Genomic DNA, 23,807 nt, shown 5'->3' with positions numbered 1-23,807 from the left:
ACACAAAAGACACAAAAGACATCAAAGACACCAAGGACACAAAAAGAGCAGAAAAAGTCGGGGGCGGGCTGTCCGGCCAAATGCCGCTCCGATTCTTGATACCATAGGGGACCCGATCAGTTAAAGGGGTTTTTGGCTGGGTTGCACCTACTCCCCTAACGCAAAAGCTCCGGAAGGAGTTTACCTTCCGGAGCCCTGTTTTGCTGAAAACCCGTCTGTTACCCTTCGCAGCAGACCTGCTGGGCGCGTGCCGCGCGGGTCTCGTCCAGGCGGCCCACCGGCATGGTCTCGGGCGCCTGGTGCAGGGCGTCCGGGTTCTCCCGGGTCAGCTGCGCCGCCTCGAGCATCACCTCGATGAAGGCGTCCATGGTGGCCTTGCTCTCGGTCTCGGTCGGCTCGATCATGATCGCCTCCTTGACGTTGAGCGGGAAGTAGACGGTGGGCGGGTGGAAGCCCCGGTCGATGAGGTACTTGGCGATGTCGAGGGCGTGCACCCCGTCCTTCAGCTGGCGGCTCGCCGAGAAAACGCACTCGTGCATGCAGGTCATGTCGAAGGGAAGCTCGTACTCACCCTTGAGCTTTGCCATCATGTAGTTCGCGTTCAACACCGCCTGCTCGCTCACCTCGATGAGCCCCTCGCCACCCAACAGGATGATGTAGCCGAAGGCGCGCACCATGATGCCGAAGTTGCCGAAGAAGTCGGAGACGCGGCCGATCCCTTCGGGGTGCGACTCGACGCCGAAGCTGCCGTCGGTGTTCTTCACCACCCGCGGCGTCGGGAGGTAGGGGATCAGCGCCTTCTTCACGCCGACCGGACCGCTCCCCGGGCCGCCGCCACCGTGCGGGGTGCCGAAGGTCTTGTGCAGGTTCACGTGGATGACGTCGAAGCCGACGTCGCCCGGCCGCACCTTCCCCAGGATGGCGTTCAGGTTCGCGCCGTCGTAGTAGGCAAGCGCGCCGGCCTGGTGGGCGATCTCGCAGATCTCCGCGATGTGCGGGTTGAAGATCCCCAGGGTGTTGGGGCAGGTCATCATCACCGCCGCCACCTCGTTGTTCATCGCGGCGCGGTAGGCATCGAGGTCCATGTCGCCGTAGGGGGCGGTCGGGATGGTGATGATCTCGTACCCCGCCATGGCCGCACTCGCCGGGTTGGTGCCGTGCGAGGAGTCGGGGACGATGACGTACTTGCGCTTCTCGCCGCGCGCCTTATGGTAGGCGGCGATCACCATGATGCCGGTCATCTCGCCGTGGGCGCCGGCCAGGGGCTGGGTGGTCACCTCGTCCATGCCGGTGATCTCGGCCAGCTGCTGCTCGAGACCGTGGACCAGCGACAAGGGCCCCTGCACGTGCTTCTCGCCGCCGGGCAACAGCGCCAGCATCGGATGGCAGTCGGCGAAGAGGGCACCGGCCTGCTCCATCACCTTGGCGTTGTACTTCATGGTGCAGGAACCCAGCGGGTAGAAGTTGGTATCGACCGAGAAGTTGCGCCGGGAGAGGTTGGTGTAGTGACGCACCAGGTCGAGCTCGCTCACCTCGGGAAAGCCTGCTGCTTCGGTACGGCGCAGCGCCTCGGGAAGCGGTGCCGCCTTGGGGACGTCGGATACCGGGATCCTCACCCCGCTGCGGCCGGCCACCGACTTTTCGTAGATCAATTCCATAACGCCTCCTCAAGTCGTGCCGCCAGGGCGTCGATTTCGGCCTTGGTCCGCTTCTCGGTAACCGTCACCACCAGTTCGTTGTCGCGCCCGGGGTAGTAACCGGAAACCGGAACGCCCGCGGCAACGCCGGCATCGAGCAGGCGGGCCACCACCTCGGCGGCCGGCTTGGGGAGCCTCAGGGTGAACTCGTTGAAGGTGGGTGCCGCATTCACCAGGCTCACCCCCTTCACCGCACCGAGCACCGACTTCGCGTACTCCGCCTTGTCGTAGTTGAGGGCGGCCAGATCCGCGAAACCTTTTTTGCCGAGCGACGCCACGAAGATGAGGCCGCGCAGGGCGCACAGGCTCTGGTTGGAGCAGATGTTCGAGGTCGCCTTGTGGCGCTTTATGTGCTGCTCGCGCGCCTGCAGGGTGAGCACGTAGCCGCGCCGCCCCTGGGTGTCCACCGTCTCGCCCACGATGCGGCCGGGGAGATTGCGGATGAAGCGCTTGCGGGTCGCGATGAAACCGAAGTAGGGGCCGCCGAAGGAGAGCGGGTTCCCCAAGCTCTGCCCCTCGCCCACCGCGATGTCCGCCCCCATCTCGCCCGGGCTCTTCAAAAGCCCCATGGCGATCGGGTAGCAGGAGACGATGAGCAGCGCGCCCTGGTCGTGGGCCTTCTTGGCGAGGGCCGTCAGGTCCGCGACGCTGCCGAAGAAGTTCGGGTGCTGCACGATGACCGCGGCGGTCTCTTCGGTAATGGAGTTCATGAGCCCGTCGAGATCGACCTCGCACCCCGCGGGGGGGAGCTGGCAGACGCCGGCCTCGAGGCTCGCCAGGTAGCCGCAGACCACCTCGCGGTGCAGCGGGTTGACCGAGCCGTCCAAGACCACGGCGTGGCGCCCGGTGATGCGCAGCGCCATGAGCGCCGCCTCGGCGAGCGCGGTGCCGCCGTCGTAGAGCGAGGCGTTGGAAGCCTCCATCCCGGTGAGCCGGCAGATCGCGCTCTGGTACTCGTAGAGCGCCTGCAGGGTCCCCTGGGCACACTCCGGCTGGTAGGGGGTGTAGGCGGTGTAGAACTCGGCACGGCCGGAGAGGTGATCGACCGCCGCCGGTATGATGTGATCGTAGATGCCGCCGCCGATGAACGGGACGATCTCGGTCCCGCCCTGGCGCGCCTTCTCGCGCATCAGCGCCATGAGCTCAAACTCGGAGACCCCCGCGGGGAGGTTGAAGGACTTGGCCCTCAGCTCCTTGGGGATCGGCGCGAAGAGGTCGTCGACGCTCGAGGCGCCGATGACGGCGAGCATGTCCCGGATCTCCTCCGGGGTGTTCGGACAGTATCCCATCACTCGAGCCCTTTGAGGTACTCGGCGTAAGCGGCGGCGTCCATGAGCGCGCTGACGTCGCCCGCGTTGGCGACCTCGAGCCGGCAGATCCAGCCGTCCTCTTCGGCGCTCTCGTTGACCAGTTCCGGAGCGTCCTCCAGCTTGTTGTTCACCGCCACCACCTTGCCCGATACCGGTGCGTAGATGTCGCTGGCTGCCTTCACCGACTCGATTCCCGCCAGGGTGTCGAACTGCTTCACGGTCTTGCCGACCTGCGGCAGCTCGACGAAGGTGATGTCGCCCAGTTCGTGCGCTGCATGCGCGCTGATGCCGACCGTTGCCTGGTTGCCGTCGATTTTGACCCACTCGTGCTCTTTGGTGAAATACATGGACATTGGTGAACCTCCGGTTGAATATGGTGCAGTGCAGATGACGTTTTCAGAATGAACGCTAGGCCCGCAGCGAGCCGCCGGTGAAGAAGGGGAGCTCGACCACCTCGGCCTCCATCTCCACGCGCTCGTGGCGGATGGAGATCTTGGTCCCGAGAGCGGAGGCGCCGGGCTTCACGAAACCGAGGCCGATGCCGCAGCCGAGCATGGGAGAGAAGGCGCCGCTGGTGACGGTGCCGACCGCCGCGTCTTCCTGCCAGATCTCGTAGTGGTGCCGGGGCGAGCGGCGCGAATTGACCTTGAAGGCAACCTTGACCCGCTCGGCGCCCCGCTGCTGCTCCTCGAGGAGAGCCTTTTTCCCCACGAACTCCTTGTCGAGGTTGACGAAGCTGGCAAGGCCGGCGGCGAGCGGCGTGGTGTTCTCGTCCAGGTCGCTGCCGTACAGCGAGTAGCCGACCTCCAGGCGCAGGAGGTCGCGGGCCCCCAGTCCGGCCGGTGCCACGCGCGGGTCCTTAAGCAGGTGCTCCCAGAGCTCCACGACTTTGTGTGCGGGGATGAAGATCTCGTAGCCGAGCTCGCCGGTGTAGCCGGTCCGGCTCACCAGGGCCTCGACTCCGAGGATGCTGGTCTTGATGAACTTGAAGAAGGGGATGGTGCCGATCTCGGGGCCGAAGTGCTCGACCAGCACCTCGCGGGCGAGCGGCCCCTGCAGGTCGAGTTTCCCGGTGCGTTCGGAGATGTCGGTGAGGTTCGCGCCCTCTTTGAGGCGCGAGCGGATCACGGCGAAGTCGTTGTCGATGGTGGCGGCGTTCACCACGATCATCACCTGGTCCTCGGCCAGCCGGAACACGATGAGGTCGTCGATCACCCCGCCGCGCTCGTTGAGCAGGAATCCGTAGCGCGAACGCCCCACCGGGATGGTCTGCACCGAGAAGGTGAAGACGCTGTCGAGGCCGTCGGCGACGATATCGCCCTGGAACAGGAACTCGCCCATGTGGCAGATATCGAAGAGTGCCGCCTTTTCCCGGCACCACTTGTGTTCGGCGAGGATGCCGGCGTACTGGATCGGCATGAGCCACCCTCCGAAGGGTGCCATAAGTGCCTTCAATCCCTCGTGGTGTTCGCGCAGCGGAGTTGCTTTGAGATCTTCCATGGACGGTTTCTCCTCGTTGGCAGGGTTGGCCGCAATTTAAGAAAAATATCCCTCTTTGTAAACAAATATTCTTCCCACGTGAAAAGAATTGGCCACCCCGGCGCTGCGCCTTTAACCTTGCCAAATTCCGCCACATGTCTATAATCTGGAATTCGACCGGAGGAAGCTCATGGATACCAACAGCCTCGCCGAGAAAGCGACCGAGAAACTCTCGCCGTTTGAGACGGCACACGTCATAGATTTTCTCAAGGGACTCACGGTGAAAAGCGCCCTGGGCAATCCCTGGTTCGTCGGGGTGTTCCTGGTCGTGCTCTTTTACGCCGTGGTGGTGCGCTCCAAGTTCGTGCTCTGCGCCCTGTTCACCGCCATCTCCCTTTTGTTGCTGGTGCGCTACACCATGCCGGCCGAAGGGGACTCGCTCGCCCTCTCCAGCACCCTCCCCTTCGCGTTCGGCGGGCTCGCCATCGGCGCCTTCATCATCTACCTGTACTTCATAAAGACGGAGTAAATCTTTTGCGCAAAGTAGGTTTCACCTCCACCATCCCGCTGGAAGTCGTGATTGCAGCGGGAGCGGTCCCCGTTGACCTCAACAACATCTTCATCACCAATCCCGAGAATCATTCACTCATCGAAGATGCCGAACTGGCCGGTTTCCCCCGCAACGTCTGCGGCTGGATCAAGGGGATCTACGGCGCCGTGGTGACCAGCGGGCTCACCGAGATGATCGCGGTCACGGAAGGAGACTGCAGCTACACCAAGGCACTCATGGAGGTGCTTTCGCTGCAGGGGGTGAAGGTCTATCCGTTCGCCTACCCCACCAGCCGCAGCGCGGAGCTGCTCAGGGGTGAGATCGAGACCCTCATGGGGCATCTGGGGGTTGGCTGGGATGCGGTGCAGGCGGCCAAGGAGCGTCTGGACCGGATCCGGGTCAAGGTGCGCGAGATCGACCGGCTCACCTGGCAGGAAGACAAGGTGACCGGCGAGGAGAACCACTACTTCCAGGTCTGCACCTCCGACATGAACGGCGATCCGGACAAGTTCGAGGCCGAGGTGGACGCCCTTCTGGCCGAGGCCGTGCGCCGGCCGCCGCGGCGGGACCGGCTCCGCCTGGCCTACCTCGGGGTGCCGCCCATCTTGAGCGGGCTGTACGACTTCCTCGAGGGGCAGGGGGCGCGGGTGGTCTTCAACGAGACCCAGCGGCAGTTCGCCATGCCCTACGACCTGCCGGACCTGGTCGAGCAGTACCGTGCCTACACCTACCCCTACGACATCTTCCACCGGCTCGAGGACATCGTGCGCGAACTGAAGGCGCGCCGGGTGGACGGCGTGATCCACTACGTGCAGTCCTTCTGCTTCAGGCAGATCGAGGACATGGTGTTGAGAAAGAGCATCGACCTCCCCATCCTGACCCTCGAGGGGGATAAACCGAGCGCGGTGGACGCACGCACCAAGATCAGGGTGGAAGGCTTCCTGGAACTGCTGGACGACCGACAGGGATAAACAGATAGCACCAAATAATAACAGGGATGAATGGGATTAACGGGATAACGGCTTAAAACCTTCAACAGGGAGAAGGGGATCAAGGGATAACGGCCTAAACCTTCAACAGGGAGAAGGGGATTAAGAGGATAACGGCTTAAACCTCTCAAAGCTGCAAAACTGCTCTTTAAGACCTATATGAGCATTCAAGCTTTTGATTTTGGTTTAGGACAAAAAAACGAGTCTGGAAGTTTCAAGAGTTTGGACCTTTAGAAGAATACATCCCGTCAATCCCATACATCCCTGTTAGTTTAAGGTTTTATCCCATCAATCCCATTCATCCCTGTTAGCTTAGGACTTTATCCCTGTGAGGTTAAGACCATGTCAGAGATTTATCATATAGGCATCGACCTGGGCAGCAGGAAGGCGAAGTTCGCCCTCTTGCGTGAGGGCGAGATCGTGAGGCTCGCCGACCTGGACACCATCGCCTTCTACAAGAAGTACGGCAGCATCGTGAACGAGGAGCTCTGCCTCGACCTGGCAGCAAGCGGCATCTTCACCCCCGACGAGCTTGCCAACGCGAGCATCACCGTGACCGGCTACGGCCGTAACACCATCAACCTGCACGGCGCCAAGGTGATCTCCGAGATCAAGGCCCACGTCGCCGGGGCCCGCGCCCAGACCGGCCTCGCCGATTTCACCCTGCTGGACATGGGGGGCCAGGACACCAAGGTGGCCCAGGTGGTCTCCGGCCGGCTCAACGACTTCGTCATGAACGACAAGTGCGCGGCCTCGAGCGGCCGCTACCTGGAAAACATGGCCGCGGTCCTCGAGGTCTCCCTGGAGGAACTCTCCTCGCACGCCGAGGGCCCCATCGCCCTGGACGCCACCTGCGGCATCTTCGGCGAGAGCGAACTGATCGGCCAGATCCTGCGCGGCCACCCGGTCCCGCAACTCTGCGCCGGCGTGAACCTCACCCTGGTGAAGAGGGTGCTCCCCATGCTGAAACGCTTCCCGTCCCAGACCCTGGTGATCACCGGCGGCGTCGCCTTAAACGGCGCGATGGTCTCCCTTTTGAGGGAACGCTGCGCCATGGAGCTCGTAATCCCCAAATTCCCGCAGCACAACGGCGCCATCGGCTGTGCCTCGCTGTAGCCACATTTTCCTTGAATTTTCGACGCCGGCCGTTTACTTTCACCGGCAGCCTTAAGCATCCGGAGGGATTTGATGAAAATTAGCAAGAAGGATTGGTTGTTCATCGGCGTCATCGTCATCGTACTGGCCGTCTTCTACGCCATCTCCGGCGAAGAGAAAACCAAGCGGGTTCCGGTGGACGAGAAGCACCAGGCCGCCTACGAGCTGTTCAAGAAAACCCAGAGCAAGATGGAGGTCGACAAGACCTGCCCCTCCTGCCACTTCGAACCGGGCGGCGTGCCGTTCCCGGCCAAGCACCCGGTAAAACCCAAGGACGGCCCGATGCGCTGCCTGTTCTGCCACAAGCTGAAGGCGAGCGCTGCCGGCAAGTAGGCAGCCCGTAACGTTTCCCGCTGTTGCACTACCCGAGGTTCGTCGGACGTGAGCACGCTTAATCTAACCGGCGAATTGGAGCGGCTGATCAGGGACATCGTCCTAAGCTGCCCCGAACTGAACCACGTCCTCCCCGACCGGCTCCTGATCTGCGTTTCCAGCGGCCGCCCCAGCGCGGGAGGGAGCCTCGCCAAGATCCACCCGCTGCGCTTTGCGGGGGGAGAGAAGTCGATGACCACCCGGCGCGGCAGACGCCGGGTGGTCTGCACCATGCCGACCATCATGCACCTGGGCGAGGAGGTGCTCTACGTCATCTACTTCCTGGTCCCCCGCTTCCTGGAACTCTCCCCACGCGAGAAGCTGATCACTATCTTCCACGAGCTCTACCACATCTCCCCCGACTTCGACGGCGACATCCGCCGCTTCCCGGGACGCAACTACGCCCACGGCTCCTCCACCAAAAGCTACAACCTCTACATGGGACAACTGGTCGATGCCTACCTGGCAGGCGCCGCTGAGGAGCGCGTTGCGCTCGGCTTCCTCGAGGGGAACCTGGCCAGCCTGCGCGAGCGGCACCGCACCATCGTGGCGAGACGCCTTCCCGCCCCACGCCTCAGCATAAGCCCCGCTTGAGCCCATTTCCTAACCGCTCCTGCTCCGACGCTGGTTCTTCCGGAAGCTTCGGGACTACCACATCCCCCCCTCCCTCGACGGGAGGGGGCCGGGGGGGTGGGTGAAGCTGCCATCGGCAATGAACGTGGCACCTTTCCCCTCACCCTGTCCCTCTCTCCCGCAAGGGGAGAGGGGATCCAGGCGGACGTCCTTCCCGGAATTGAGCCTTTGTCCGCTGCCAAAACCAGGGACGCCGGGGCGTGGGAACGAGATTCCCCCGACCTTCCTGCCCGAGGCACGAAAAAAAGGGAGGAAACCTTGGTTTCCTCCCTTTTCCGTTTCTTCCCGCTGCCTGCCGAGGCTTCCCGAAGTCCGCCTAGCCCACCCATTCCCCTACTTCCGGACCACGCAGTCGATCACCGCGTTGATGCGGCGGTTTTTGGCGCGCCCCTCGGGGGTCGCGTTGTAAGCGATGCGCCGGGTGGCACCGTACCCCTTCGCCGCCAAGCGGTTCTGCTCGATGCCGAAGTTCTGCACCAGGTAGTCGACCACGGCCTGGGCCCGCTCCTGGGAGAGCTTCATATTCCCTTCCGGCGTCCCCTCGTTGTCGGTGTGCCCCTCGATGAGCGCGGTGGTGGTCGGGTAGCGCTTCATGAAGTCGGCCACCTTGGCGATCTCGGAGCGGTCCTCGGCCCTGATCTGCGCGCTGCCGCTTTCGAAATCGAGCACGAGCCCCATGCAGAGCCGCTCGGGGGGCTCGACCTTGGTGGCGTCGAAGGCGCAGTCGATGACCGCCTCGACGCGACGGTTCTTCTGGCGCCCGGCGTCGGTCGCGTTGTCGGCCACCGGGCGGGTGAGCCCGTACCCCTTCGCGGTCAGGCGGGAGCGGTCGATGCCGTAGTTGTCCACCAGGTAGTTGACCACCGCCTCGGCGCGGCGCTGGGAGAGCTTCAGGTTGTAGTCGGCATCCCCCACGTTGTCGGTGTGACCCTCGATGACCGCCGTGGTGTCCGGATATTTCTTCATGAAGTCTCCGACGAGCGCGATCTCCTCGCGGTACTCGGGGCGGATCAGGGCGCGGTCGATGTCGAACTCGCCGTGCAGGGTCACGCAGTAGGTGAAGTGGCCGCGCTGCGGCTCGGCAGGGATCACCGGGGGGGGCACCTCGGCCGGCGCGGGGGCCGGCGCCGGCTGCTCGGGCAGCGCCTGGGGGGGCCGGGCCTGGGCGGCTGCCGCCGGCTTCACGCCGCCGAAGAGGAAATCGAGCCCGACGGTGTACTGCAGGTCGTGGTAGCTGTGCTCGTCGTGCTTCTGGATCAGGTGCCGCACATCGCCGCGCAGGGCCATCTTGTCGGTGAGGAAGAGCTTCATCCCGCCACCGTAGTTGAAGACGCCATGGGTGACGGACCCCTCATAGGCGGAATAGCGCGTCTGCCCGCCGTAGCCGGCCGCCAGGAACGGGACCAGCGGCCCGTCCGGCAGGAAGTGGTACAGCATGTCGAAATGGTAGTCGTAGACGTTGAAGTCGGTCTCGGAGTAGCGCGCCTCGGTCCGGGTGAAGTCGAAGGCCGCCTCTGCGCCGACGTGCTTGGTGAAGTTGTAGCCGCCGCGCACCCCTCCCACCGGTCGGGTCTTCAGGTGCTCTCTGCCGAGGAAGGAGTAGCCGCCCACAAACGGTGAGACGGAGAAGCTTTCTGCCGTCACCCCCGCGTGCGCGACCGCGAGCGTTGCAAATACCAGGACGGGAACCAGGAAGGGGAGCAGGAACCGTTTCATCTTCAGCCTCCTTTAGGAAAGTCAGAGCACTCGCCGAAACGGCGACCTCGGCGGTAACCGCAGGGTGGCCAGGGCCGCCGCTCCACTCACCGCGATTTCTTAAGAAACAAAACATGAGAAGGCTATCATTATTTGTTCGGCGTGCAAGAGCGCTGCAATATTTTCTAGTTGGGGGGCTGCGGGGGAGGCTCGCTGAAGGCTCAAATGAAACGGCTCCCCCCTTCTCAGGGTGGGAGCCGCAGGTCGGGCGGGTTTTTCGGAAGGGTTAGTGGCTCGGCTGCACCTTGAAGTAGTCGACCACGAACTGGGCCACCTGGGCCGGGTCGTTCAGGTCGAGCACCGGGACGTCGACCTCGAGCGCCTCGTCGCTTGCGATGGCGATGAGGGTCGCGTCGTAGTTTTCGCCGCGGCAGAGCAAGGTCTGGCTGCGTTCCTGGCGGTGCAGCTCGATCTTCGGCATGCTGCTCAGCTTGAACCCCTCGGTAAGGACGATGTCGACGTCACCGAAATAGGTGGCGATCAGCTCCTCGATGGGGGGCGAGGCCCGGTGCTTTTTCACCACGGCAAGCTTCTCCGGCGAGGAGATCAGCATGGTGTCGGCCCCCGCGGCGGTGAGGCGGTGGCTGTCCTTGCCGGGATGATCGATGTCGAAGCGGTGCGCGTCGTGCTTGATCACCCCGACCCGCAGCCCGCGCTCCTTCAGGTTCACGATGACCTTCTCGAGCAAGGTGGTCTTGCCGGTCCCCGATTTTGCTACAAACGATACGGCCTTTGTCTCCATGAACCTGCCTCCGTCTCTTTTTTTGCCGGTCCTGACGACCGCCCGCCTCTTCAACCGCGCGACCGGGAGTCTGAACCGGCCCTGACTATAGCCGTCCTCGGTGTTCAAGTCAATCGGCTCACCAGCCGATAGAAAACCAGAGTGCCGGGGTGCCAGGACAATTTCGGGCGCTAAAAGAGGAGCTGACGCTGCGGGTTTCGGCCACGCAGGGCCGGCTTGCCAGGCGCCGCGGGCGCCAAATCCCCTGGCAGCAGCAAATTTCTTGGCAGCCCGCCCGCTTCCCCCCGGCAGCCAAAATTGTTGTGAATCAGGGACTCCCGCGTCCGCGGCGGCTGGCACGATACCTGTAAAAGGTAGGGCAGGCTCGCCGTCTCAAGCAAAGGAACTCACGGCTCACGCCCCACCGGGCGCATTCTCATCGAGGTAGCTTTCACCATGGACCAGCTGGTCTTCATATCCGCAACCCTGGGCCTCGCCCCTCCCTGGTATGTCACCTCGGCAACCATCTCAAAGGATGGCAGCCGATTCAACATCATCGTGGAGTACGGCCGCCTGGCTCCCGCCACCTGCCCGTTCTGCGGCGCCCAGGGAGAGGGCACCTGCGTCCTGGAAAACGAGACCTGGTTTCACGCCGACTTCTTCAGCCATCCCACCTATCTGCTCGCCCGGGTACCGCACTTTTCCTGCTGCGACACCGCGCTGCCGCGTCCCTGGTGCCGTCCGGGGTCGCGGTTCACCGAGGTGGCGATCCGCGAAAAAAAAGAGGCGGCCTGAAACGGCCACCTCGACTGCACTCCCTCCTGCTGATCACAACCAAAGACCTGAAACCGTCAGTAGATCACCCAATCGCTCTTCTTGACCAGCTTGGGCTGGGCCCCCTTCCCCAGCGCCACGATGTAGCACCCCTTCGAGGCGTAGCGCTGGCCGGGGCCGAAACTGAGCACCGGGTAGCGCAGCGAGCTGTTCACCTGGTCCGGGGTGCAGTCCAGGAGGTCCAGGAAGAAGTCGCGGTAGTAGTCGGTCCCCATGTCGATGAGGGCGACCGAAAGCATCCGGGTTATGAAGTAGCTCTGCGCCGAGGTGGCGAGGTCCGCGACCGGGAGCTTCTTGTTCCCCAGCCAGCCGCGCACCAACTGGCGGGTGTAGTCGCCGTCGCCGGGAAGCCTCTTGGGCCAGGTCAGGAAGCTGAAGTCGCGCAGCGGCTCGGGAAGTGCCTGGGAGCGGTCCTCGAGGAGCGTCGAGGAGAAGAACAGGGTCGAGGGGCGCTGCGGGGCGAGGGCCAACTGCTCCACCCCGGCGAGGTCCCCGGCGGGGAGCCAGATGAGCAGCACCGCGCCCGGGTGCCGGGCCGCCAACTCTTTCCAGAAGGTGGCGCCGGTCGCCCCGGTCCCCTCAAGCTTCACCTCGCGCACCGGGTTCTTGCCGAACTTAAGCCAGGTCTCGGCGAAGCCGCGGCTTAGGGCCCGTCCGGCCTCGTCGTCCCGGAACACCTGGACCACCTCCCGCCCCGGCGGGAGCTCAACCACGCGCGAGAGGTACTTGGCGGCGGATTCCCCCTCCTGGAAGTACCCCTTGGAGAAGTAGAGTGTGTAGAGGTCGTGCTCGGCGACCTGAGGGAGTTCGGTCGCCGGGAACAGGCAGGGGATCTTCCCCTTCTCGCAGAAGCGGTGCACCGGGCTCCAGCTCCCGGAGACCATCCCCCCCACCACCGCGAAGACGGGCTTTTTGCGGTAGTACTCGGCAAGCTGGGTCTCCCAGGTCTCGGGCTTCCCCTTGAGCCGCCAGACCTCGAGGGAGACCTCGCGGTAGGTGAGCCCGCCGCTTGGCTTCCCGCCGGAGCCGAACCAGCGCGCGTTCCACTGGGAGCCCAGGATGGCGAGCCGGGCGTTCCACTCCTTGTCGAAGAAGGCCTTCAGCGGACCGAGCTGGGCCTCCCAGGCCTGGGGGGCGACCCCGTCCGAGACGATGGTGGCGAGGTGCATCCGGGTGTCGGTGATCCCGGGCGAGGTGGTGGAGGAGAGCTGCTTTATGTAGTGGAGCAGGATCCGGGCCTCGTCCGGCTCCAGGAGGTAGCGCGGCATGGTGGCGCTGAACTTGCGCCCGGTGGGGTCGACGCCGTAGAGGAGCGCCCGCAAAAGGCTCGCGTCGTCATAGGCGGGGCGCGGCGGGCTCTGGAACATGGAGCGGCTCATGGTGGGGCCCGGGATGTCCTGCTGTCCGGTGAGCGGCCCGTAGAGCTTCTTGCCGCTGGTGGGAGGGGTGAAGATCCCCCCCTCCGCGGAGCCCAGGCCGCTGCGCATGTGGCAGTTCGCGCAGGTGGTCATGGTCCCGGAAAGCTCCAGGTCCCCCTGCACCAGGGCCCGCATCGGCTTCCCCGAGGGGAGGATTCCCCGCTGGTACATCGCCTCGCCCAGCCTGAGCGCCTCGGCAGCCGGGCGGCCGGCCACCGCTTCCTCGGCGGCGGCGAGCGCCGGGACCAGGATCAACAACAGCACCAGGGGGAAAAGGCGCACAGCCAGTCGGGGGATCGTCATCGGTTCTCCATTTTCCGGTATTCGTTCAGCAGATCGCTTTTCTTGATGAGCCCCTTGATGCGCACCCACTGCGGCGCGTTGGGCGCGTGCAGAAGGTAGAGCGGCTCATGTGACATCTTGTCGACCACGAAGGCGTTGAAGGCGCGCAGCACCCGCCCCACCTCCTCCCGGCTCCCGGTGAGAAACTCCCACCCCTCCGGCCCGCCGAAGCGCTCCAGGTACGTCTTGAGTTTCTCGGGGCGGTCGTTTTCCGGGTCGATGGAGATCGAGACCAGCTGCACCTTGTGCGCCTCGTCCCCCAGGGTGCGGCGCAGGTTGCTGAAGCCGGCCGAGAGCACCGGGCAGATCGTGGTGCAGGTGGTGAAGATGAAGTCGACGATGACCGGCTTCCCCGACTCGAGAAGCTGGCGCAGGTTCACCTTCTGGCCGTCCTGGTTGATGAGCGTCACGTTCGGTACGTTGTAGTCGGCCAGGGTCCGGTCGTACCCGGTACGCTCCGGCTCGGGGGAAGCCTGGGCCGGTGCCGCCTCGGCCACCGTGGCGCTGAAGACGGCGCGGTCTTCGCGCTCCCCCTTTTTGAGGGCGACCTTAAGCTCCCACACCCCGCCCATGATGATCACCACGTTCTCCACGTGGTAGCGTCCCCCGCCCAACTCCTTCACCACCGGCTTGTCCCAGACCCCGTGCCCCATGCTGGGCATCCAGGGTGTCACGGTGAGCTGCGCCCCCTCGACGGGGTTTCCCGCCTGGTCCTGTACCGTAATATCGGCAGTATTGGGGCCGAGCTTCAGTCCGGAATCGGGAAGTCTTAGCTGCAGGTTGAACCCGCCCTGTTCGCTGCGGAGCGCCGAGGGAGCGGCCGCCGGGGCCGCCGGCACCTCGGCGGCAAGAGCCCAGGAGACGGAGCAGAACATAACGGCAAAGAAAGTGGCTAACGTTTTCATGATAAACCTCGCTCCGTGGTGCTGCCAGCCGAAGCCTGGTAAGTCAAGTTCCGGCTGCAGCAGATCTGAAAAATTCCCCCCCGGTTGCCCAGGAGGGAAAGGAGGCACCGCGCCGACACCCGGAGCCGGCATGGTGCCGAGCCCACGGGTGCTGCCTTGCGGCAGGGTGCGTCTAACTCTTGGGCGGTTCCGGGTGTTCCTGGTCGTCCGCGGCCTGTTTGAAGTTACGGATGCTCTGGCCCAGCGAGCGTCCCGCCTCCGGGAGCTTGCCGGCGCCAAAGACCAAAAGCACGATGAACAGGATCACGATAAGTTCCGGCATGCCGATACCAAACATGGCGTCCTCCCCGGCCTTGCGGCCCCGTTGCGGTTTTCTGTAGTTGGGGTCGAAGCTGGAAACCAAGGGCGAAGGGATGTTTCAGTCCCCAGCCCCTGGTCCCCAATCCCTAGCCCCTCCCTTACAAAGGAGCCAGTCCGACCGCCATGCGCAGGATCTCGAGGACGTCGGCCAGGTCGATCTTGCCGTCGGGCTTGGCGATCCCGTTGAGGAGCGGGGCCACGTCGTAGCGGGCCAGTTCCGCGTTGGTCGGATTCTTAAGCCCCACCTCGATGCGCAGCGCGTCGAGCGCCTCCTGGATGTTGTAGCTGTTGGGGGTGAAGGTCGGGGGCTGCCCGGCCAGCGCGAAGTCGATGCTGGCGGTTTTCTCGGCCGAGGCCAAGGTCGCGCCGACCTGGCGTACGTGCACCTCGATAGTGAAGCTCCCCGCCGCGCTCACCAGGGTGTCCCAGTTCCACTTGGGATTGGCGGCGAAGTCGCGCATCAGCGTCTTGTCGGCGCCGTTTACCAGCCAGAACTGGTACTCGAAGGGGCCGCTCCCCCCCTGGACATCGGCGCTGAAGGTGATGCCGCCCGGCAGTCCGGGAGGCTGCGGGCTGGTCCGGCTCGGCGCGACGCTCACGGTTCCCACCGCGGCGCTGGCGCTGAAGTTCTGGGCCTTCACGTTCTGGTCGTTCACCGTGATGATCCGGCTGGCCGGTGCGAAGCTGAAGCCGGCAAGGCTCGGGGTGATCTCGTAGCTGCTGTTGATGAGCCCCGGGACCTGGAAGTTGCCGCCGGCATCGCTTACCACGGCGACCGGTGCGCTCCCCCCCTGGCTCTTCGGGTTCACCGTGATGCTGGCGCCGGCTAGCGGCAGCCCCAGCGGGTCGAGAAGGCGCCCGAAGGCGGTGAAGGTCGGGGCCTGCTGCGGGGTGCCGCCGATGTTGATCGGGATGCGGCAGGTCATCAGCACCTCCTCGCTCTCACCGGGAATCTGGGAGCGGGTGTTGATGAACTCGGCCACCGCGTACCCAGTGAAGGGGGCGTTGACCCGGATCAGGGCGTCGAAGCGGCGCGCGGTGCTCATGTGGATGGTGGTCCCCGCCGGCACCAGGTAGGCCTCGTTGAACCCGAAGGGGGGCTGCCCCAGGGCCCGGCCGTCCCAGGCGATGATCACCACGTTCACCGGGAAGGTGACGCGCAGGCTGTTATAGGCGGCGTCCAGGCAGCGCACCAGGATGGTCTGCCCCACCTGGGCGTTGATCGGGATCTGGGTCCCGGAGACCCCGCTGTTCAGCTCGGGCGGGATCTCGGCGTTCGCCACGATGGTGCCGGTCCCCCCCTTGAGGGCGGGGACCGGGATGCCGGTCACGAACCAGTAGTCGGGGTTGAAGTCGTTGAAGGCGAAGAAGTCGCCCGGCTGGGCCAGGGCCCCGGCGTGGCCGTGGAAGTTGTCGTTGATCCCCGGCTTGATGCCGTGCTGGGGATAGGTCTGCCGGGCGTTGGGAGCCAGGTCGCTCCAGACCGAGTCCCGGTCGTCCAGGACCCAGAGGGCCTCCACGTCGTAGGGGACGGTCATGGCGTGCGGGTCGCTGGGGAACTTGAGCTGCGGGTCGCCGGTCCAGGGGTCCGGGTCGGTCAAGAGGTTCCCGTTGAAGCCGGGGAACTGCGGGAAGTCGGCGAGGTTCGCCGCGGTGCGCCGCTTGCCGTCCCGGCAGTGCCCGATCGGGGCGGTGTCGACCCCCAGCACCTGGGTGGCGAAGTAGGCGTCCGGGGGCTCGATGAGCATCGCGCCGAACAGGCCGAACTCGAAGTGCTGCATGGTGTTTCTGTGGCAGTGGTAGAAGTAGAACCCGATGAAGTTGGGCTGCCACTGGTAGGTGTACTGGCCAAGCTCCATCGAGCAGTGCCCCACCCCGTCGTTCATCGGCGTGGGCTCGATGCCGTGCCAGTGGATGGTGTGCGGCGGCGGCCCCTTGGCCGAGGTCTCGGCGTGGTAGACCACCCCGCGCGGGATCCTGATGGTAGGTCCCGGGTAGGTCCCCTGCTTCGCCGCCGGGTTGTCGTTGTCGGCGAAGGTCATGAAGAAGAGCTGCTTCTTGCCGTCCCAGGTCGGCATCTTAAGGCCGTGCAGGAGGTCGCGCTGCACGGTGTGCGGGGTGGCCGGCGGGTTCTGGTACCCGGCGGCGGCCATCACCTCGGGGACCGGATTCGTTGGCGCCAGGAGTTCCGGGGTCACCGGGCTCTCGGTGGGGGGGTCGAACATCTTGGACCACATCCCCTCCATACCGACCACGGACCAGCGGGCTATTGCATATTTGGGATTTTGAACGGACATGGCGTGCCTCCTCAGAACATTTCAGCAGAACTAACAACACAAAACAGAGAACCTAGAACTTAGAACCTAGAACTTAGAACATAAAACATAGAAGTTAGAGCCTTGGCCGTTACGGCGTGGGTCCCGGGGCCGGTCCGGTGGCGGCGATGCCGCGGATGTTGCGGAACATCATGGCGAAGTCCTCGTCCATCGGGAAGTTCATCGCCCCCGGGGTGTTCCGGTCGCCGACGAAGTAGATCCCCGAGATGAGCCCGCAGTTGTAGTTCCCCCCCTGGGCGGTCTGGCTCGGCTCCGAGTGGTCGTGCATCGGGAAGCACAGAGGCGACATGCGCTGCTTCAGGTCGATCGGGTTGCCGTTGGCATCCTGGGCGATGTCCTCGCCCGGCCCCGGGTAGTACATGTCGAACTCCTGCAGCGGGGGATAGGCCCGGTTGCCGTTGCCAATCGGCATCCCCAGGTCGGGGCGACCGATGCCGCGCAGGTTCGGGATGTCGGGTGGGCGCATGTAGGGGACCGTGTAGTCGATCCACTGCATCGGTTTCACGGTGTAGACGTCGACCCAGAGCGGGTTCTCGGTAACCACGCCGTCCTCGCTGGTGATGAAGATGTGGTTCGCGTGGATGTGCATCGAGTGGGTCCAAAGTCCCGCGCTCAGGATGTGGATCACCACCGGTTCCCCCACCCGCCCCATCGGGGTGATCCCCGGGCTGAAGTGGGAGAAGAAGCCGGACTGCCCGTTGATGGTGAAGAACTTCGGGAGCCGGTTGGCGCCGGTCGCGCTGAACGGGTCGCGCAGGAAGGCGTCCTCGAACTTCTGGGGGTCGTAGAGCTGCCCCGGCGGCAGATTCCCCACCTCGGCGAAGAGCGCCGGGCTTACCTGGTGGGTGAGCCAGACGTACTGCCTGAAGGGGGGGGTGTGGGTGCTCGGGTCCCCCTGCTCCCAGGCGAGTCCCGGGAAGACGCCGGGGTCGCCGAAGGCGTCGTAGAGGTCCTGCACGTGCGGGCTCGGGTCGTCGTAGGGGGTCATCTTGTGCCCCGCCACCCCCGCCGTGGGGCGGACCACCAGGGCGCCGTGCAACCCCATGACCCGGTTAACGGGCGCGTTCAGGTTGTCGTAGTACAAAAAGGCGCCGGACTGGCTGGCGGTGAAGGTGCCGGTGAAGGTCGCTCCCGGCTTGATCTCGCCGCTGTCGAAGAGCGGCGGATCGTCGGGGCGCCGCCCCGGGATGTAGAAGGCGTGCGGTTCGTCCAGGTCGTTCGTTACGGTGACGGTGATCGACTCCCCCTTGAGGGCCACGATGGTGGGGCCCGGGCAGTCGGCGGGGACCTCGATCCCGTCCGCCTTCATCTTGTAGATCCAGAAATAGCTCTGGGCAGTGTTGATCTCGTTGTGGGTGACCATGTCCTTCAGCGCGTCGGTGATGCTGATCTCCAGCACCTGGGTGGCGGCAAAGGCGTCCTCGATACCCAATCCGGGAATCCGGCCGATGAACAGGGTGGCCACCCCGGCAGCGCTCAATTTCAAGAATTCACGTCGTTTCATCGCATCCTCCTTACAGTGCAGGGTCTGCCGGGGCCGGGTGGGCACCCCGTGGCGGCTGGCCGGCAGACCGAATCAACGGGCCGAGTGTCCCTGGGTTTCGGGGGCGCCGCTTGGGCGCCCCCCGAAACCCTACTGCAGGGTCACGCTCGCGATCCCAACCCCCATGCCGGGGATATTGATGGTGGCGGTATCGATGATGCTCAGCCCCAAGCTGGAGATGGCGAAATCCTGGATGGTGGGGAAGTTCCCTGCCGCGATGGCGAAGTTCAGGGTGGCGAACTCGCCGCTGCCGATGCCGCTTACGTTGATAAGCCCCAGGGTCACCTGGCCTGCCGTGTTCACGTTGGGGACCATGGTGGAGCCCAGGCCGGCGCCGGAGACGCCGATGTCGGCGCTGCTCGCGGTGATGCTGAGCCCCTTGCCGCCGGAGTAGGTGACGGTGGCGCCGATGCCGCCGATCAGGGTTCCCAGCGGCAGGAGGCCGGTGGTGCGCACCTTGACCACGGCCCGGGTGGGCTGCACCACGAAGCTAACCGGGATGCTCTGGCTTAAGGAGCCGATGCTCGCGGTAACGGTGACCGAGCCGGCGACCGCACTGGTCAGGGTCGTGGTGGCGATGCCGTTTGCGGTGGTGCCGACGCTGGAGAGGAGGCCGGACCCGGAGCTTATGGCGAAGCTGACCACGCTGCCGTTGGGGACCGGACCGCCGGCCACCCGGGTCACGCTGGCGGAGAGTTGTACCCCCTGGCCGTTCACGATCCCCGAGGAACTGCTGGCGCTCAAGGAGAGGCCGGCGGGCTGGTTCGGGTCGAAGAAGGCGATGGGGCCGCTCGTGAAGCTCGCCGAGCCCGAGCGCGCGGTAACCGTGGCGTTCCCCGGGGCTGCGCTCGAGAGCGAGAAGCTGACCTGCCCGCCGACGGTGGCGCCGCTGGCTGCGGAGAGGGTACCGAGGCTGCTGGAGATGCTCACCAGGGTGCCGTCGGGGACCGCGCTCCCGCCGCCGGTCTTCACGCTGAGCTGGATCAGGGCCGCGCCCCCGATGGGGAGGCTCGCCGGTGTCACGCTCCCCTGGATCTCGGTCGGCGCGCTCGCGTTGTCGCCGCTCCCCAACAGGCTCGGGTTCGGGTTGCCGGCGCTGGCGGCGAAGTTGTTACCGGAGGAGCGGAACTTGTTGTCGGTGCTGCCGGTCAGCACCCCGTTGTTGGCCTCGGCCTCCAGCTCGGTCTCGATCTCGGAGAGTTTCTTGATCCCGCCGTAGTCCTTCTGGTACTGGGAGAGGCTCGCCAGCGCCAGGGCGTACTTCTTGGAATCCGCGCTCGCGTTTGCGGGGAACGGCGTGTTGGGATCGAGCGGCCGGGTTTTGGTCAGGTCCGGAAGTCCGAAGGCGCCCGCCACGCGGCGGTTGGCGTCGTCGATCCCCTGGGCCCGCAGGTCGCCGCCGGAGGCCTGGTAGGCCATCTCGGTGAAGGGGGTGACGTAGCCGCTCAACTGGCCGCCGCGGGCGGCACTCGATACGTTGCCGAAGATGGCCCGCATGCCGCTGGGGCCGAACTGGTCGTCCACGCTGCGCGAGGCGCCGGTCGCCTCGTCCTTATAGCTGCCGCCGGTCACCTGCACCAAAAGTCCCCCCTTGGCGCTCCCCGGCGGGAGGGTGATGCTGTAGCTGCCGTCCGAGCCGGTACTCCCCTGGGCCAGGGCCGACGAGCTCAGGCGGGGTACGCCGCTGCGCGGGTTGGAGGTGGCGCTCGAGACGATCGCGAACACCTTCACGGTCCCGCCGGCGATCGGTCCCTTGGTTGCCGTGCCGCTCAAGACGGTGCTGCCGGGAGCCGGGCCCGAAGCGGCGCCGCCGCCTCCGCCGCCGCACCCCTGGGCCACCGCCAACAAACCAACTAAGAATGCCCCCACTAAAGATTTCATTTTCATGGCTTTCTCCTCGTATGCTCGCCGGTACCAAACGGGTTATCTCAGCTGAGCAGCTCATTGCAGCACTACAACTAACTACTTGGGAAGCAAGCGAAACTATCTCGATTGAAAGTGACTGTATCTCCCTATGTACATGGAATATGCCAACCACCTCCCCAGAGAGTAACGCGCGCTATTTCAAACAGTTAGCGTCGAGTCCGGCGGCTGATGGACGTACCGGGGCGAGGGGAAAATAAAGCGACAGAAAAGCGACAAGGCGGGTAAATATCGAAAATCACATCGAATATTTTTCCTGTCCTCGTTTTTGTCGTGCCAAGATGTTTGCAGGGGAGATTAAAGGGCAGCGAGTTGGGCGTGGGTGTGGCGGGGGAGGGAGAGTTTTCACCCGCCCGGCGACGGCAAAGAACTAACCGGACAACGCCGGGGACAGGGGGGATTCGCTTCGGCTGCAGGCGGAAGGGCGCGTCCCAAAGACGCGAGGGACAAAAAAGGCGAGGGGCGCACCGAGCGCCCCTCGCCTTAGGAGGGTTACAGGACCGGGAGGCTAGAAGTTGAGGCTCCCGACCACCTTCTTGAGGATCACCAGGGCGTCGAGCAGGTCGACCACGCCGTCGGGGGACGGCGCCCCGTTCACCAGGGGGGCCACGTCGGCGTGGGCCTTCGCCTCGGCGCCGGGGGCTTGGTCGACCCCCACCGCGATGCGCAGCGCCCCCAGGGCGTCGGCCAGGTCCACCTGCCCGTCCAGGTTCAGGTCGCCGTCGCTCGGGGCGTACTTGGCCTGGGCGCTGCGCACGGCCAGGTTCCCGGCGGCGTCGACCGCCACCACGGTTATGATGTTGGCGCCCGGGACAAGGTTCGAGATGGTGCAGCTCCAGCGGGTGCCGCCGACGCTGGTAGTGACCGGTCCGGCCGTGGCGGCGCTGTTGAGCGCGACGACCGGGGTGAGCCCGGCGTCCACGCTCCCGCCGATAACGAGCTGGGCGCGTGCCGTGACGGCGGGGATGGCGTCCAGGGTAAGCCCCGGGGTGGTCAAGAGGGTGATGCTCCCCTTGACGCTCGCGGAGTCGCCGGCCTGGTTGGTGGCGGTCACGGTGAGGGTGTTGGCGCCGCGCACCAGGCCGGTTACCTGGGCGCTCCAGCGGGTGCCGCTCACGGTCACCGGCCCGACCGCGGCCGCCGTGTCCAGGGTGACCGACACCGAGGAGCCGGCATCGACCGTGCCGCCGATCGACTGGCTCGCCAGCCCGGTGGGGCTGGTCACCGGGTCGAGGGTGATGAGCAGGGAGGCTGCCGCGTTCCCCAGGGCGTCGCGGGCCGGGATGCTGATGAAGCCGGGGTCCCCGTTGGGGACGAAGAGTTCGGGGTGGTCGAAGGGGGCGCTCTCCGCCCTCACCCGCTCGTCGGTGAGCGACTTTAAGAAGGCGACCAGCGCCGCCTGCTTGGCCGGCTGGTTCTGCAGGGTGCCGATCTCGACGATCCCCGGATCGAGGCTCGCCTGGTTGGCCACCGGGAAGTTGCCGCCGCGCACGTAGAAGTCGACCACGTCGTCGAGGGTGAGGACCCCGCCGTCGTGGAAGTACGGTGCGGTGAGCTCGACGTTGCGCAGCCCCGGGACCTTGAAGTTCCCCTGGTTCGCCACCGGGAAGGTGGCGCGGATCTGGGGGGGGAGGATCGGGGTGACCGGCGCGCCCAGCGGGAAGAGGTTCGGGTTGAAGGCGAGCGTCCCTAGGGCCTGCAGTTCGGCCAGGGCCGAGAAGGAGAGCGGAAAGGGGAAGCCGGTGGCCGAGTTCACAAAGGGCGCGCTGCCGCCGCGGGCGATGTCCTCGGCCGTCGGGCGCACCCCGGTGTTGTTGAAGCCGTTGTCGTAGATCACCTGCAGCCCGCTTGCCACGGTCATCGGCTCGATGAGGGCGTGGCTTGCGTTGGTGAGAAAGCCGGAGGCGCGCACCGAGGCCGAGGAGAGCTCGCTGTTGATGTGGCAGGCGCTGCAGCCGGCCGCGCCGAAGAAGAGGCTGAAGCCGTCCTGCTGCTGGGTGGTGAGCGCGTTCTGGTCCCCCCCAAGGAAGCGGTCGAACGGGGTCTGGTCCGAGACCAGCGTCGCCTCGTAGAGCTGGATGGCGAGCCCCCAGAAGAAGGCGAAGTTCGCCTCCATCTGGCTGTAGCCTGCGGGGGTCAGGAGGCTCGAGTTCCAGAACTGGTCCTGGAAGGCGTCCTGGATCAGCTGCCGGTAGCTCACCCTGAGCCCCTTGTCCGGGCTGGGGGTGCCGTTTTGCTGCCTAACCGAGTTGGAGAACGTCCCCAGGACGGAGTCGCCGGGGTGCACCAGCTGCTTGCCGAGCGGGGTGAGGCTTAACAGCTTGCGCCCCAGCTGCGGGAAGCTGCGCCCCGTGAAGGACATCTCGGTGTCGTCCAGCGGAGGGCCGGTCGCCTGGGAGGCGAGGCTCGCGAACTCGATCAGGACGGGCTGCTTTAAAAGGGTGTTGTTCTGGTTGATCCAGACCCCCGCCGAGGGATCCAGGGGGCCGAAGGGGTTCTCGCCGTTGAAGACGAAGTGCGCGCGGCCGTCCCAGAAGTTGTTGAAGTTGAAGACGGCGTCGATGACGCTCGGGGCGTTGCGGGCGGTGACCCGGCGCATGTTGACCCCGCCGGCCTGGAAGATGGGATCGGCCACCGGGACGCCGTCATCCACGGCCGAGCCGGAGACGATGCCGACGAAGCTGTTCAGCGTCACCCCCTGGGAGCCCACCACGTCGTTGGAGTCGCGCAGCACCGGCGAGGCCTGGAACTCGGGGTTCTGGCGCTGGTGGAAGGGGAAGTCCCCCGGCTGCAGGGTGTCGTTGGGGCCGCGCACCTGGAAGGTGGTGTCCCCGCCGCGGGTCCCGGGGTTCACCGTGTTCTTGAGCCGGCTGTCCGCTCCGGCGTGGAAGTGGCAGCTGCCGCAGGCGACGATGCCGTCGCTGCCCGCCTGCATCTCCCAGAAGAAGGCCTTCCCCAGGCGGATCGCCGCCGGCTTGTTCTTCAGGTACTGAAAGAGGCTCGGCGGCTCCGGCACCGGGATCTGGTTCAAGGGAAACAGGGTCGGCGGCGGCACCACCTCCGCGAAGCTGGTGCCGGAAAGGCACAGGCAGATAAGCGCGGCTAAGAGCCGGCGCACAAGGTTTGCTCGGGTCATACGGTGTCCTCTTGCAGGGGGGTCCTGGGTACTACATCGGCGGGAACGAGCCTTTTCATTAGCAATTAACGCGCCACCGCCCCCGGAAGCGCTCAGGCGGCTAAGGGGCGGAAGTTGCGGCGGATGTGGCCGGTGCGCTCAAGGCCAAAAGGTTGTCGGCACCTGAAGCGCTGCGCCCGGCAACGCCCCGTAAACACTAGGAGCCGCGCGGGATGCGGCGCACTGCCCGGAATCTGTCGCTGACAAAAAAACGGCACCCGGCCGGGCGGACCGGGTGCGGCGGCCGGGAGCTGCTCCCGGCTCCGTCTCCGTCAAATGACGGCGGGCCAGCGGGAGGGCGTGCCGCTGC

General features: G+C 65.4%; 19 protein-coding genes. 6 read left to right on the top strand and 13 right to left on the bottom strand.

All coding sequences use genetic code 11. From position 1 onward, the window contains the following. Nucleotides 1-218: 218 nt before the first annotated feature. Genes gcvPB through gcvT form a run of 4 tightly spaced genes read right to left on the bottom strand, consistent with a single transcriptional unit; the run spans nt 219 to nt 4,507 of the window. Nucleotides 219-1,658 (bottom strand): aminomethyl-transferring glycine dehydrogenase subunit GcvPB, encoded by a 1,440-nt coding sequence (gcvPB, locus tag GMST_RS09835; RefSeq protein WP_183354480.1) that lies wholly within the window; start codon nt 1,656-1,658, stop codon nt 219-221. Further along, nucleotides 1,649-2,986 (bottom strand): aminomethyl-transferring glycine dehydrogenase subunit GcvPA, encoded by a 1,338-nt coding sequence (gene gcvPA, locus GMST_RS09830; RefSeq protein WP_183354479.1) that lies wholly within the window; start codon nt 2,984-2,986, stop codon nt 1,649-1,651. The genes gcvPB and gcvPA overlap by 10 nt, the downstream gene beginning before the upstream one ends. Then, entirely contained in the window at nt 2,986-3,360 is a 375-nt protein-coding gene (gcvH, locus tag GMST_RS09825; protein WP_183354478.1) for a glycine cleavage system protein GcvH, read from the bottom strand. The genes gcvPA and gcvH overlap by 1 nt, the downstream gene beginning before the upstream one ends. 55 nt (nt 3,361-3,415) lie before the next feature. Further along, entirely contained in the window at nt 3,416-4,507 is a 1,092-nt protein-coding gene (gcvT, locus tag GMST_RS09820) for a glycine cleavage system aminomethyltransferase GcvT (RefSeq protein WP_183354477.1), read from the bottom strand. Between the two features lie 169 nt (nt 4,508-4,676). Here gcvT and GMST_RS09815 point away from each other — a divergent pair, with 169 nt between their 5' ends. The 5 genes from GMST_RS09815 to GMST_RS09795 all read left to right on the top strand — a co-directional run bounded on the left by GMST_RS09815 (nt 4,677) and on the right by GMST_RS09795 (nt 8,146). Further along, the gene (locus tag GMST_RS09815) at nt 4,677-5,015 is read left to right on the top strand and encodes a hypothetical protein (protein WP_183354476.1); all 339 of its coding nucleotides are present in this window, start codon (nt 4,677-4,679) and stop codon (nt 5,013-5,015) included. A gap of 5 nt (nt 5,016-5,020) precedes the next feature. Next, nucleotides 5,021-6,007 carry a 2-hydroxyacyl-CoA dehydratase family protein gene (locus GMST_RS09810; protein ID WP_183354475.1) on the top strand — a complete coding sequence of 329 codons (987 nt, stop codon included), beginning with the start codon at nt 5,021-5,023 and terminating at the stop codon, nt 6,005-6,007. A 360-nt stretch (nt 6,008-6,367) separates the two neighbouring features. Next, nucleotides 6,368-7,141 carry an acyl-CoA dehydratase activase gene (locus tag GMST_RS09805; protein ID WP_183354474.1) on the top strand — a complete coding sequence of 258 codons (774 nt, stop codon included), beginning with the start codon at nt 6,368-6,370 and terminating at the stop codon, nt 7,139-7,141. A 72-nt stretch (nt 7,142-7,213) separates the two neighbouring features. Then, complete coding sequence (locus GMST_RS09800; protein ID WP_183354473.1) at nt 7,214-7,513, top strand: cytochrome C; 300 nt, start codon at nt 7,214-7,216, stop codon at nt 7,511-7,513. Nucleotides 7,514-7,561: 48 nt separating this feature from the next. Then, nucleotides 7,562-8,146, top strand: a complete 585-nt coding sequence (locus GMST_RS09795) for a putative metallopeptidase (RefSeq protein ID WP_183354472.1) — start codon at nt 7,562-7,564, stop codon at nt 8,144-8,146. A 372-nt stretch (nt 8,147-8,518) separates the two neighbouring features. On the opposite strand, the gene GMST_RS09790 is transcribed toward GMST_RS09795, so the two are convergent. Both GMST_RS09790 and mobB read right to left on the bottom strand, forming a co-directional pair. Further along, the gene (locus tag GMST_RS09790) at nt 8,519-9,901 is read right to left on the bottom strand and encodes an OmpA family protein (RefSeq protein ID WP_183354471.1); all 1,383 of its coding nucleotides are present in this window, start codon (nt 9,899-9,901) and stop codon (nt 8,519-8,521) included. 265 nt (nt 9,902-10,166) lie between these two features. Then, entirely contained in the window at nt 10,167-10,682 is a 516-nt protein-coding gene (gene mobB / locus GMST_RS09785; protein ID WP_183354470.1) for a molybdopterin-guanine dinucleotide biosynthesis protein B, read from the bottom strand. 435 nt (nt 10,683-11,117) lie between these two features. Between mobB and GMST_RS09780 the strand changes: the two genes are divergently transcribed. Then, complete coding sequence (locus tag GMST_RS09780) at nt 11,118-11,456, top strand: hypothetical protein (RefSeq protein ID WP_183354469.1); 339 nt, start codon at nt 11,118-11,120, stop codon at nt 11,454-11,456. A 56-nt stretch (nt 11,457-11,512) separates the two neighbouring features. Here GMST_RS09780 and GMST_RS09775 read toward each other — a convergent pair whose 3' ends face one another. From GMST_RS09775 to GMST_RS22420, 7 genes are all read right to left on the bottom strand, one after another. Further along, on the bottom strand, nt 11,513-13,216 hold the full coding sequence (locus tag GMST_RS09775; RefSeq protein WP_183354468.1) for an ABC transporter substrate-binding protein: 1,704 nt from the start codon (nt 13,214-13,216) through the stop codon (nt 11,513-11,515). Continuing rightward, nucleotides 13,213-14,160 carry an SCO family protein gene (locus tag GMST_RS09770; protein ID WP_183354467.1) on the bottom strand — a complete coding sequence of 316 codons (948 nt, stop codon included), beginning with the start codon at nt 14,158-14,160 and terminating at the stop codon, nt 13,213-13,215. The genes GMST_RS09775 and GMST_RS09770 overlap by 4 nt, the downstream gene beginning before the upstream one ends. A gap of 172 nt (nt 14,161-14,332) precedes the next feature. Continuing rightward, entirely contained in the window at nt 14,333-14,497 is a 165-nt protein-coding gene (locus GMST_RS09765; protein ID WP_183354466.1) for a twin-arginine translocase TatA/TatE family subunit, read from the bottom strand. A 121-nt stretch (nt 14,498-14,618) separates the two neighbouring features. Then, nucleotides 14,619-16,817: a carboxypeptidase regulatory-like domain-containing protein gene (locus GMST_RS09760; RefSeq protein WP_198424549.1), complete on the bottom strand. Its 2,199-nt coding sequence runs from the start codon at nt 16,815-16,817 to the stop codon at nt 14,619-14,621. 109 nt (nt 16,818-16,926) lie between these two features. After that, nucleotides 16,927-18,360 carry a multicopper oxidase domain-containing protein gene (locus tag GMST_RS09755; protein ID WP_183354465.1) on the bottom strand — a complete coding sequence of 478 codons (1,434 nt, stop codon included), beginning with the start codon at nt 18,358-18,360 and terminating at the stop codon, nt 16,927-16,929. A 129-nt stretch (nt 18,361-18,489) separates the two neighbouring features. Then, nucleotides 18,490-20,286, bottom strand: a complete 1,797-nt coding sequence (locus tag GMST_RS09750; RefSeq protein ID WP_183354464.1) for an Ig-like domain-containing protein — start codon at nt 20,284-20,286, stop codon at nt 18,490-18,492. Between the two features lie 544 nt (nt 20,287-20,830). Further along, the gene (locus tag GMST_RS22420; protein ID WP_183354463.1) at nt 20,831-23,458 is read right to left on the bottom strand and encodes a cytochrome c peroxidase; all 2,628 of its coding nucleotides are present in this window, start codon (nt 23,456-23,458) and stop codon (nt 20,831-20,833) included. Nucleotides 23,459-23,807 lie beyond the last annotated feature (349 nt).

This window comes from Geomonas silvestris, from assembly GCF_014193515.1.
Taxonomy (GTDB): Bacteria; Desulfobacterota; Desulfuromonadia; order Geobacterales; family Geobacteraceae; genus Geomonas; species Geomonas silvestris.
This window is presented reverse-complemented; position numbering and strand designations above follow the sequence as displayed.